The 12541-nt window shown below is 40.9% G+C and carries 8 protein-coding genes; 3 read left to right on the forward strand and 5 right to left on the reverse strand.

Translation table 11 applies throughout. The features are described from left to right. Positions 1–4 precede the first annotated feature (4 nt). Entirely contained in the window at positions 5–1153 is a 1149-nt protein-coding gene (locus ACXZ1K_RS06170; protein ID WP_458972508.1) for a redoxin domain-containing protein, read from the forward strand. A 323-nt stretch (positions 1154–1476) separates the two neighbouring features. Then, the gene (locus tag ACXZ1K_RS06175) at positions 1477–2166 is read left to right on the forward strand and encodes a DNA alkylation repair protein (RefSeq protein WP_458972509.1); all 690 of its coding nucleotides are present in this window, start codon (positions 1477–1479) and stop codon (positions 2164–2166) included. A gap of 233 nt (positions 2167–2399) precedes the next feature. On the opposite strand, the gene ACXZ1K_RS06180 is transcribed toward ACXZ1K_RS06175, so the two are convergent. From ACXZ1K_RS06180 to ACXZ1K_RS06200, 5 genes are all read right to left on the reverse strand, one after another. After that, positions 2400–2666: a hypothetical protein gene (locus tag ACXZ1K_RS06180; protein WP_458972510.1), complete on the reverse strand. Its 267-nt coding sequence runs from the start codon at positions 2664–2666 to the stop codon at positions 2400–2402. Between the two features lie 37 nt (positions 2667–2703). Further along, positions 2704–4137, reverse strand: a complete 1434-nt coding sequence (locus ACXZ1K_RS06185) for a TolC family protein (RefSeq protein WP_458972511.1) — start codon at positions 4135–4137, stop codon at positions 2704–2706. Then, positions 4130–7297 (reverse strand): efflux RND transporter permease subunit, encoded by a 3168-nt coding sequence (locus ACXZ1K_RS06190; RefSeq protein WP_458972512.1) that lies wholly within the window; start codon positions 7295–7297, stop codon positions 4130–4132. The genes ACXZ1K_RS06185 and ACXZ1K_RS06190 overlap by 8 nt, the downstream gene beginning before the upstream one ends. A gap of 23 nt (positions 7298–7320) precedes the next feature. Beyond that, positions 7321–8403: an efflux RND transporter periplasmic adaptor subunit gene (locus tag ACXZ1K_RS06195; RefSeq protein WP_458972513.1), complete on the reverse strand. Its 1083-nt coding sequence runs from the start codon at positions 8401–8403 to the stop codon at positions 7321–7323. 170 nt (positions 8404–8573) lie between these two features. Continuing rightward, positions 8574–8978 (reverse strand): hypothetical protein, encoded by a 405-nt coding sequence (locus tag ACXZ1K_RS06200; RefSeq protein ID WP_458972514.1) that lies wholly within the window; start codon positions 8976–8978, stop codon positions 8574–8576. A gap of 429 nt (positions 8979–9407) precedes the next feature. Here ACXZ1K_RS06200 and ACXZ1K_RS06205 point away from each other — a divergent pair, with 429 nt between their 5' ends. Then, a complete protein-coding gene (locus tag ACXZ1K_RS06205; RefSeq protein WP_458972515.1) occupies positions 9408–12533 on the forward strand; it encodes a SusC/RagA family TonB-linked outer membrane protein in 3126 nt (1041 codons plus the stop codon). Positions 12534–12541: the final 8 nt, after the last annotated feature.

The raw sequence follows: 12541 nt of genomic DNA on the forward strand, positions 1-12541 counted from the left end.
TACCATGAAAAAAATAATTAACATACTTACAATTGTGCTCTGCAGCTACAGCAGCATAATGGCACAACAGGCCTTTACCATAAAAGGCAATCTTAGCGGACTAAAAACCTCGATGAAGGTGATGTTTTATTATGAAGATAACGGCAAAAAGGTGATGGATTCGTCCATCACCGAAAACGGGAAATTCATTTTTTCGGGAATGATCAACAGGCCGGTAAGGGCCGGCATGTACCTGAAACTTTTAACGCCGACCGGCAAAGTCCCGAAGATCGGTGATGTTTTACCGCAGAGCGACTGGGCGAATTTCATGATTGATCCGGGAGTTACGGAAATCAACGGGCCTAGCCTGGTTAAAGCCACCATCAGCGGTGGGCAAACTCAAAAAGATTTCAGCATTTACAACACGCTTGTTGACCAACGAATGGATACAGTCGTGCGCATTTGGAGGGAGCAAAGAAAAGCACTGCCTGAAGATTCAGCAGCATCCTTCAAAAGGCTACTGTATGCAAGGAGTGTCATCGGTAAAGAGCTCGCTAAAAACTTTATCTCTTCCCATACAGATTCTTATGTGTCTTTCGATTTAGTTTCGGGCCGTGCCATTGTTGTAGAAGAACCCAAAGAAGTTAACGAACTATATGCCATGCTGAGCCAGCATTTAAAAGATACGCAACAGGGTAAGGTAATTGGCGAGCGCATTGCTTTGGCAACTAAATTTTCAATTGGTGCCCCTGCAGAGAATTTCAGTCAGGCAGACGATAAAGGCAAAATCGTATCCTTGTCGGACTTCAAAGGGAAATACGTGCTGATCGACTTCTGGGCTAGCTGGTGTGGGCCCTGCAGAACTGAATATCCATTTCTGCACAAAGCTTACGACAAATACAAAAGCAAAAACTTCGAAATCGTAGGTGTTTCTTTGGATGATAAAAAGTCGCTCTGGCTAAATGCGATAAAAGACAATAGTTTTGATTGGGTAGAACTCTGCGATTTAAACGGCCGTAAAAACGCTGTCGCAATTACCTATGGCGTTGCGGCTATTCCTCAAAGTTTCTTAATCGATCCAAACGGCAAAATCATCGCTAAAAACTTACGCGGAAACGATCTTTTAGATAAATTGGATGCAGTATTGAGCACGCAAAACTACACAGGAAAGTAATTAAGCAACTCAATAGATAGAAAGCCGGACAATGTCCGGCTTTTTTGTTCAGTTGATAATTTGCATACGTTTGATATCAGTCGTAGCCCTTGTAACCACTATGAAGTGTCAAAGCGATCGTTAGTAAAAGGTAAGGTTCTATAACCATTTACCAACCTCCCAGGTTCCATTGTATAAACGCATTGTAGACATAGCGTATCGCGAACAGCGGCTAACCACAGCAGATATTCCTTCGCTTAGTAATAAGTTAGATTCGTTAGTTTTCATTATCTTTATTAGCAAACAACAAGTATTCTTGGAACAATATGACACTAAATGAAATTATGGCCTATTTGCAGGATCATGGCAGTGAAAGCATTAAAAAGATCTTGCTGAAACATGGAGTGAAAGAGCCATTTTTTGGCGTTAAAATAGAGTTTTTAAAGACGATTGAGAAAAAAATAAAAGTTGATTATCAACTCGCTAAAGAGTTGTACGCTACCGGCAATGCCGATGCGCAATATTTGGCAGGACTGATTGCCGACGATAAAAAAATGAGCAGAGAGGATCTTCAGACTTGGGTTGAGCAAGCTTATTCTAAGAATATTGCCGAATATACAGTGCCTTGGGTTGCTGCCGGAAGCAATTTTGGTTATGAGTTGGCAACAACCTGGATCGCATCAGCGAATGAAGATATTGCAGCTTCGGGCTGGTCTACACTCAGTAATGTGGTAGCCCTTAAGCAAGATGCTGAATTGGATATTGCCGGTTTAAAAACCTTATTGGATAAAGTTGAAGGAAGCATTCACTCCTCACCAAACCGGGTTATTTACACGATGAACGGGTTTGTTATTGCAATTGGTAGTTATGTTGTTGCGCTAAGTGATCATGCAATGAATATTGCAAAGAACATCGGGCATGTCATTGTTGATATGAATGGTACAGCCTGTAAAGTTCCCGACGCAACGACTTATATTGAAAAGGTTGTGGCAAAAGGCGCAATAGGAAAAAAGAAGAAAACGTTAAAGTGTTAAGTCAGCCTGCTCCTCCTCCCTTGGTTGTTAATAACGATATTGCACGCAAGATCGCTGGGTGTTGCCAAGCCTGATTTGCCACTGCGGGTTATGTATCGCCAATTAACGCATTTTCCTGGATGAAACTGGATGAAACTGGATGAAGTGAACGTTGCGGCTTGCGTGGAGGGCGGCAAGATAATAAAGGCATATGCTGTTAATTAAAAAGCGGGCTATTACGCCCGCTTTTTAGGTTATAAATCAGTATCGTGTACGATAAATTTGACATCCGGATCTTCCCCGGCAGCGCACTCGTTCACATATTCGGAATCTATTGTATTCAATTCCGTAACTGTACCCAGTGCTATTTTTTGAGGGATGATTTGAAAAGCTGCCTCTTCTATTTCATCATACATCTCATCTTCAACAGTTTTTAACACCACATGGGTCATGCCCTGTTGCTGCCAATAAGTTTGTATGGCCCCGTCAAATTCTACATACCCGTATTTCAGTACTTTCATTAAATGTAAATTGGTTGGCAAATATGCGAAAAAAAAGCTATTTCCAACCGCCTCCTAAATTCCTGTAGATATTTGTTGCTGCAGTAAGCTGAGCCTTGCGGGTTTCTATCAATTCCAGTTTCGAATCCAAGGCATCCCTTTGAGTCATCAGTACCTCGAAGTAATCTACCCTTGCAGATTTGAACAGGTCGTTTGATATGTCGTTAGACTTATTCAACGCATCTACTTGCTTCGCTTTCAAATCATAGCTTTTCTGCAAGTTGCTCACATTCGAAAGTTCTGTAGCTACTTCCATGTACGCGTTTAAAATAACACGTTCATAGTTGTACATTGCTTGTAACTGTCTCGCATTTGCATTTTTAAATTCTGCTTTAATTGCATTTCTATTGATTAGCGGTGCAGCAATTTCTCCCGCAAGGGAATACAGCAGTGACTCTGGTGTTCTGAATAAGTAAGCGGTATTGAAGGCTTGAAATCCAGCGGCAGCGGAGATATCCAGTGATGGGTAGAATTCTGCCCGTGCTACTTTTACATCAAGTTTTGCAGCAATAAGTTCCAACTCTGCTTGTTTGATATCCGGACGGTTGGCCAACAATTGGGAGGGAATTCCTGCCTGTACTAATGCTGGTGTTACGGTTAAGAACTCAGCCCTGTCCCTTTGGATCTCCTGAGGGTAACGGCCAAGCAAGAAATTGATCCTGTTTTCTGTTTCCTTTATGTTCTGCATGATTTCAAATTCCAGGCTCTGAGATTTTAAGACTTCTGCCTGAAATTTCTGAACAGCAAGTTCTGTAGTTCGGGCAGCTTCTTTTTGAACCTTTACAATATCCAGGGCATTTTTTTGCAGACCGATATTTTGTTTAACTATCAGTAACTGGTTGTCTAAAGCTTGTAGTTCGTAATAGGAGTTTGCAACTTCAGCAATCAGATTGGTTACTGCGAAATTTCGACCCTCAACGGTCGATAAGTACCTGGTGATCATAGCCTTTTTTGCATTGCGCAGCTTTTTCCATATATCTACCTCCCAGTTTGCATAGGCGGCAATTGTGAAATCGCTGAGTGGATCAGGAAATTCCCGGCCTGGCGCAACCTCCGTTGACGCATCACCAGCACCCTGACTGGTATAGCGGCCAACTTTTTCTAATCCTGCACCTGCTTTAATACCTACCGTTGGAAGTAATGCACCTTTCCTCGATTGAATATCGTTTTTGGCAATCTCAATCTCCTGCATGGTGATCATCAGCTCCTGGTTGTTTTTCAGTGCTGTATCTATTAAACTAACTAGATTTTTATCTGTAAAAAAGTTTCGCCACTGACCAGCGGCTGCATTGGTGGTGTCTTTATCTGAGCCGAAAGATTCAGGAACTGACCGGTTCTCACTGTGTTGTGTGATCTCTGGAATCTTGCAGCTGGCAACCGCCAGGCATAGGCCTAGCGGTAGGATGTATCGATTTAATTGGAGTTTATACATTATGATCGATTTCTTCGGTTAATGGATTTTCATCTTCGTTTTTAACGATAATGTGTTTTTCTGATAGTTTTGCGAATACATAGTAAAGCCCAGGGATAATTAGTACGCCAAATAGCGTTCCGATAAGCATTCCGCCCGCCGCCGCAGAACCGATGGTACGGTTTCCTGTTGCACCTGGCCCCGAAGCAAATACCAATGGAATCAAACCTGCTATAAACGCAAAGGATGTCATTAAAATAGGGCGGAACCTTACTGCAGAACCTTCAATAGCAGCCTTGAGTACAGAATCCCCGGCACGGTGGCGTTGTACTGCGAACTCTACAATCAACACGGCATTTTTGCCGAGTAAGCCGATGAGCATTACCATTGCCACCTGCGCATATATGTTATTTTCCAATCCTGCGATTTTCAATAAAAGGAAGGCCCCGAAAATACCTGCAGGTAGTGAAAGGATTACAGCAAAAGGTAGCAAGAAGCTTTCATATTGTGCTGCCAGAATCAGGTATACGAAACCAAGACAAATGAGGAAAATATAAATCGCTTCGTTTCCACGAGCTACCTCATCGGCAGAAATACCGGCCCAGTCGATGCCGAAGCCCCTTGGTAAAGATTTCTTTGCGACTTCTGCAACAGCTTCAATAGCAGTACCGCTACTATAACCGGCAGCTGATGAACCACTGATTTCCGAAGCATTGTACATATTGTGCCTGGTTATCTCTGATAGACCATACACTTTTTCTAACTTCATAAACGCCGAAAAGGGCACCATTTCATCCCGATCGTTTTTAACGTAGAGTTTCAAAATATCCGACGGTAAAGCGCGGTACTGTGGCAAAGCCTGAACCATCACCTTGTATTGTCGGTCGAACTTAATGAAACTCGTTTCATAATTACTACCCACTAAAGTGGAAAGGGTATTCATAGCATTATCGATACTTACACCTTTTTGTTGCGCGATGTCATTGTCGATCCTCAACATATATTGTGGGAAACTGGCACTGTAAAAGGTAAATACAGACGAGAGTTCCGGACGTTTATTCAGTTCTTTAACAAAATTCCTGCTGACGGTTTCCATCTTTTTGAAATCGCCAGAACCTGCCTTGTCTAGTAAACGCAATTCAAATCCGCCTGCGGCACCATAACCTGGAACTGCTGGGGGCTGAAAGAACTCTATAGTTGCTCCCTGGATGTCTTTAGATTTCTCTTCCAGTTCTTCCATAATTTCCGTTACGGAATGCTTACGTTCTTCCCAGCTCTTTAAATTAATCAAACAGGTTCCTGAGTTTGCGCCTGTACCTTCAGTAAGGATTTCATACCCTGCAAGCGAAGAAACTGATTTAACACCGTCGATTTTTTCAGCGATTTTCTGTAGCCTTTGTGCAATCTGATTGCTACGTTCTAGCGTAGATCCGGGAGGGGTCTGGATTACGGCGTAAAACATCCCCTGATCCTCATTTGGAATAAAGCCTGAAGGCAAACTGCTATTTAAAAAACCTATACCGGCGCAAAAAACAAGCAGCATGATAAAAGTGATTGATCTTTTGTTTACAATTTTACCCAGTAAGCCCTGATATCTGCCGGAAACCCTGTTGAACCAATTGTTAAAACCATCCAGCATTTTATTCACTGCTGTTTTCTTCCTTACTGTTCCGTGGTTGTTTTTAAGCATGATGGCACAAAGAGCTGGCGTAAGTGTTAACGCGATTACTCCTGAAAGTACAATGGCAGTTGCCATGGTAATAGAGAATTGCCGGTAGAAAATTCCGACAGGCCCAGACATAAACGCTACCGGAATAAATACGGCAGTCATTACAAAAGTGATGGCAATAATTGCACCGCTGATTTCATGCATGGCTTCCTGCGTGGCCAGGAGTGGCGACAGGTTTTTTTCTTCCATCTTGGCATGGACAGCCTCGACGACGACAATGGCATTGTCAACCACAATACCAATCGCGAGCACGAGCGCAAATAATGAAATCAAATTCAGCGTAATCCCGAAAAAGGACATTACTGCAAATGTTCCTACAAGTGATACGGGAACTGCAATGGCAGGAATTAGGGTCGAACGCCAATCACCCAGGAATAGGAATACGACAATACCAACCAATATAAAGGCCTCTACTAGCGTATGGATCACCTTTTCAATAGAAGCATCAAGGAATTTAGAAACGTCATAACTGATTTCATAGTCTACCCCTTTTGGAAAGGAGTTGGATTTGATCTCGGCCAGTTTTGCTTTCACATCCTTGATAACTTGACTGGCGTTACTTCCGTAAGATTGTTTCAATACGATTGCTGCGGAAGGACGTCCGTTCAGATTGGAATAAATATCGTAAAAGGAACTTCCAAATTCGATATCCGCTACATCTTTTAAACGCAGCAATTCTCCATCTTTACTTGATTTTAGAACGATATTTTCATATCCCTCCTTGGTGTTAAAACGACCTGGGTATTTTAATACGTATTCAAAAGCTTCTGACCGTTTTCCGGAACTTTCTCCTGTTTTTCCAGGTGAAGCCTCTAAGCTCTGTTCATCGAGTGCTTTTAGTACTTCATCTGCTGAGACCTTATAAGCAAGCATTCTGTCTGGTCTAAGCCAGATCCTCATTGCATATTCCCGGTTTCCCAGGATGTCGGCATTTCCCACACCATCAACCCTTTTCAATTCAGACAAAATATTAATGTCTGCGAAATTGAAGAGGAATTTCTCATCCATTTTGGGATCTGTGCTGAATAAGTTAATGTATAGCAGCATGTTCGACTCCTCACGGGTGATTTTTACACCTTCGCGCACAACCAGTGGGGGTAGTTTATTTACAACGGAAGCCACACGATTTTGAACGTTGATGGATGCCTGGTTCGGGTCAGTTCCAAGATTGAACACCACTTGAATTGATGCTTCACCATCGTTACCTGCATCAGAAGCCATGTACTTCATTCCGGGAACGCCATTGATTGCACGCTCTAACGGGATCAATACTGCTTTCGTCATCAGTTCTCCATTGGCGCCAGGATATTCTGCCGTAATGTTCACCTTAGGTGGTGAAATTGACGGAAATTGTGTAACCGGTAGCTTTGTTATGGCCAGCGCACCCAAGAAAATAATGATGAGTGAGATGACAATAGACAGTACTGGTCTATGTATGAATTTGTTAAACATTAGTTCTTTGATTTATGGTTCGACTACTCAGCATTTAATCTCAGTTCAGAAATGGCTTGTTTTGGCGTCACAAACTTGAACTTGATCTTGTCGTCATCTTTTACATTTTGTACACCTTCTAAAAGAATCTTATCAGAAGCATTAATACCGCTGCCAACTATATATAAGTCAGGCATTTCACTGCTGATGGTGATGTTTTTGGAATGTACAACATTATCGTTTCCGATAACAAAAACGTAAAACTTATCCTGTATTTCGTATGTTGCTTTTTGCGGGATGATCAGTGCGTTTTTTAGTGGCACGGTCATTTGAACTTTTCCGGTCTCGCCGTTTTTAAGCAATTTATCAGGGTTTGGAAATTTTGCACGGAATGCAATATTTCCGGTTTCGCTGTCAAACTCACTTTCAATGGTTTCTACATCACCTTTATATTTCAATGGCATGTTATTTGCCAGCAGCAATCCTACTTTTTTACTTCCGCGGTCTTTTACATCTGTTTGGTAATTCAGGTATTCAGGTTCAGAAACGTTGAAATAGGCAAACATCTGGCTGTTGTCTGAAAGCGTTGTGAGCAATTCTCCTTCATCAATCAGGCTTCCCAGTTTTTTAGGAATCCGGTCAATCGTTCCATCAAACGGCGCTTTAATTATGGTAGCTGTTAAATGGAATTTAGCCATAGACATTTCTGCTTTAGCACCATCTAATTTAGCTTTTGCCATTGCCAGTTCATTTTTGGAAACGATATTCTTATCGGATAGCATTTTGGTATTCTGAAGTTCGATTTCGGCAGATTTAACTTCTGCTTCCGCTTTTTGGGATTCGGCTTCATACATTTTCGGAACAATTTTGAACAGCACTTGTCCGGCTTTTACCGACTGGCCTTCATCCACATAAATGTTTTGCAGGAAACCTTTTTCAAGGGCTCTGATTTCGATGTTGCGTACAGATTTGATTTGCGACACATACTCCTTCGTAATGGAAGTGTCTAGCACCAGTGGACTGGTTGCTGTGTAGTTTGCAGACTCTTCTTTTACTTCTTTTTTAGAGGTACAGCTTGTGTGGCAAAATATTGCGCACAAACCCGCGAGCATTACTATTCTTTTCATGATATTAAAATGGTTTATTAAGCGATTTGATGACTGGGGATCGGGATTTCCTAATGAAATTGAAAATCGGCTACGCAGTGTACAACCAAAACGGCATAAGAAAAGAATAATGTGATCTCACTTTACAGCAGAATATGGTTCTTAACTTCGGCAACCGAAGAATAGTGTGATCATATCCGCAAAGATCTTTGCAGAATATATTTACTGGAGGAGGTATGGATTAAGTGCCTGCCTATTGACAAATGATTTTTTAGGTGGCGGCAAAAAAGAAGAAAGAGTGATACGTAAGCAATTGTAATGAAGTAATTGGTAAGCAATACATATTTTCTTGCCAATACCAGATCTTCATCGTCATCTTCAACAGTTAGGAAATCTTCCTTTTTTTCACCAAAGCGGTTATGCTTGATTAAAATGGACTTGTGATTTGCGATTTCCGGGCTTAAATGTTGGTTTGGGATAATTGTGTTTAAGGAGACGTTATTATCCAAACCATTTTGCAAATCTGCATAAACGGAATTGTATCCGTTTGTCAGAAAGAAGCACAGGGAGAGAAAAAATACAGCAATAACCTTCATATCCGTTGCCAAAAATACTACCACCTAAGATAGAAACGATGTTCTTAACATTTTTTAACAGTCATTTTTTTGTCAATAGTTGAAAATCTCCGGTTTTAAGTCTTCAGCCTCCCTCTACTTTTAAGATAAATCACAGTCATTGATACTTGGTCAGGAATTGTGAGTAGGTATATTTCTATTAAATTTTTGACAAATCAGTCGATAATATAAGAGAAATGAATACTTACAAGCGTATTCTAAGGTAGTTTGGCTTGTTTATTGGCTTAACTTGTTAAAATTTAGTAAATATCAGTCTCTTAGTGGGCAATTATTTGTTGTCATTTGATATTTTGATTGAAAGTAGTTGAGAGTTAGGTAGATATTGATGATGTTTTTGTGCAATTTATTATATTGCCGTAACGAAACTTTATCAACTAATTCCTGTAAACTATGAGAAAAATTTTTACCCTACTTTTTCTTCCATTTCTTTTACTGGCAAATTTCACGCTTCATGCCCAGGTAAAAACCATTAATGGAAAAATCACCTCATCCGACGGAGGAACCCCCTTGCCGGGAGTAAGTATTAAAATTAAAGGAGGTAGTATTGGAACATCAACCAACTCCAATGGTGCTTTTACATTGCAAGTGCCGGGACCAGATGCCGTATTGGTAATTTCCTATATTGGTTATGTTACCAAGGAAGTGCCTGTTGGCAGTCAGGCCGCATTTTCCATAGTGTTGGAAGAGGACAGTCAGCAATTGCAGGAGGTTCAGGTTTCTACAGCATTAGGGATTACTCGACAAAAGAAATCTCTCGGATATGCAGCACAGGGCGTTAAATCTGAAGATTTGAACTTTAATCATCAACCCAACTTAATTAACGCATTACAAGGAAAAGTTGCGGGTGCAACTATATCTAGTGTGGGAGGTGGTCCGGGTCAAGGCGCAAATATCAAAATTAGGGGAATTAACTCTATCGATCCAACCTCTTCCAGCGATCCACTATATGTAATTGATGGTGTGCAGATTGATAATACTACATCCTTACTGGGTGCGGGAGCCGGAGCTAATGTTAGATCTGTCGGCAATAGGGCATCTGACATTAACCCGGAAGATATTGAGACAATTAATATTTTAAAAGGTGGTGCTGCGACTGCACTGTACGGATTAAGAGGTGCAAATGGGGTTGTTTTAATCACAACAAAGAAAGGTAAGGGTGATGGTATCAGGGTGAACTTCAGTAGCACTTACGGTGTGGATAATGTTAATAAAACTCCTGCCATCCAACAAGAATATACCGCTGGAATTTTAGGAGCATATGTACCGATAGGTCTGGGTCCAGCATGGGGACCCACCATTGCTGAAGCTAAGTTAATCGACCCCACTCATCCAGACGCGCTTTTTGATAATTATAAGCGTGCTTTTGATCAGGGTAACCAAATTAGGAATGCGGTAACAGTGACAGGCGGAAATGAGACAGTGAAGTTCTTCTCATCATTATCGTCGTTTTTTCAGGATGGTATGTTACCTTTCACTGATTATAGAAATCTCTCAGGTAGACTAAATACTGACTTTACCATAAGTCCGAAATGGAAAGCCGGTGTAAATATGAATTTTACCAATTCGGGTGGTTACAGTTATGACGCGGATCGTTTTGGCGAAAGTTTAACTTACTTTTCGGGACGTTGGGATGTCAGGGATTATCTTAATCCAGACGGCACTCAATTGTACAGGGGAACAAATAACCCGATTTATGGGGCGGCAACTAATAGATTGAAAGGAGACGTGAACCGTTTTATTGGTGGTGCATTTCTAGAATATTCGCCATTGAAATGGCTTAACTTTAGCTACCGTGCCGGGTTAGACACTTATACGGATAATCGATTTAGAACTGCTCCAGGAAAATTAGGTATTACCGGGGAAGCATCATATGACAATGCCGATGGTTTTGTTGGGGAATACAATACTAAGTATAGAGGAATAAACACAACGTTTTTAACAACGTTATCCTCAAACATAGCAAAAGATTTAAATGGCACACTAAGACTCGGTTTTGAGGTGTTTGATAGGCATCTTAAAGATGAAGGTGTGTTAGGTAGTGTGTTGGGCGTCTACAATGACTACAGACTAACTAACGCTAAAGTACTCACTCCTACTCAAAATATTGATGACTATCGTTCAAATGGATATTTTGGAGAGGCATCTTTTGATTATAAAAATTATTTGTTTTTAACAGTTACTGGTAGGACCGATATTAGTTCATCACTCTCACCAAGTAATCGCTCGTTTTTCTATCCCTCTGCCAGTTTGAGCTACGTTTTTTCAGATCATTTCAAATTACCTGACTTTATTAGCCAAAGTAGGTTAAGAATGTCCTATGCGCGCATAGGAAAGGATGCAAAGTTTTATCCAACATCAAATGGTTTTGCCACTTATACCGGACTTCCAACAGGTACGACAGGATTGACCATATCAAGTAACTTAGGTGATTCTGACTTAAAGCCTGAGTTTACAGATACTTACGAGGCCGGTTTAGAAATGTCTCTGATCAAAAACCGTCTAGGATTTGACTTTACTTATTATTATTCTTTAGGAAAAGATCAAATTATAAGAGCTCAGGTTTCTTCTGCAACCGGGTACGTGAGTGCTTCTTCCAATATTGGGACGATGCGAAATAAAGGGATTGAACTAACTTTAACTGGCACACCTCTAAAAACAAGGGATTTCACCTGGAACGCGACGTTAAATTTTTCTGCTAATAGAAACAAAGTTGTTAGTTTGAAAGATGATTTAAAGGAAGTTGTTTATGGCGCAGGTACCGGAGGTTATATAAACTCTCCAGTTACGTTTAAGTTAATCCCCGGTCAGCCATATGGAAATATTTATGGATCTTATTACTTGCGTTATTATGGTACAGATGCGGAAGATCCTATGAGGACTGATAAATCTCGGCCATTGCTAATTGGGGCTAATGGATTTCCTATATCATCTTTAACTAAACAAAAATTACTTGGAAACAGTCAGCCTGATTGGGTAGGTGGACTTTCGAATACTTTCACCTATAAGAGTTTCAGCTTATCAACTTTGATAGATGCAAGATGGGGTTTTGAGCGTTTTAATAGGCTTGAGAATTTCAATGCTGCATTTGGAATTGCAGATTATACAAGAGACCGGAGGGATTTCCGGGTTTTTGAAGGAGTGCTAGCTGATGGAACTCCAAACACAAAAAGCGTATGGCTTGGACAAGGTACTGGCCCAGATGGAGTAGCATATGGAGAAGGTTATTACCGTAACTATTATCGAGTTCTCTCTGAGCCATTTGTTCAAGATGCCTCTTGGATAAGACTTCGCTCTGCAAGTTTGGCATATGCCTTACCTGTAAAATGGCTTCCATCAAAAGTACTACGTACAGCTTCAGTTTCTATTACTGGAAATAATTTGTTGCTTCATACTAATTACTATGGTTTGGACCCTGAGTCTGTATCAGCAGACAGCGGAAGTATAGTTGACGGATCTTCTGGTATGACATATCCAGCAGCCAGATCATTTTTATTTACTCTTAATGTTGGATTTTAATTGATAAG

Source organism: Pedobacter jaeyakensis (genome assembly GCF_054461315.1).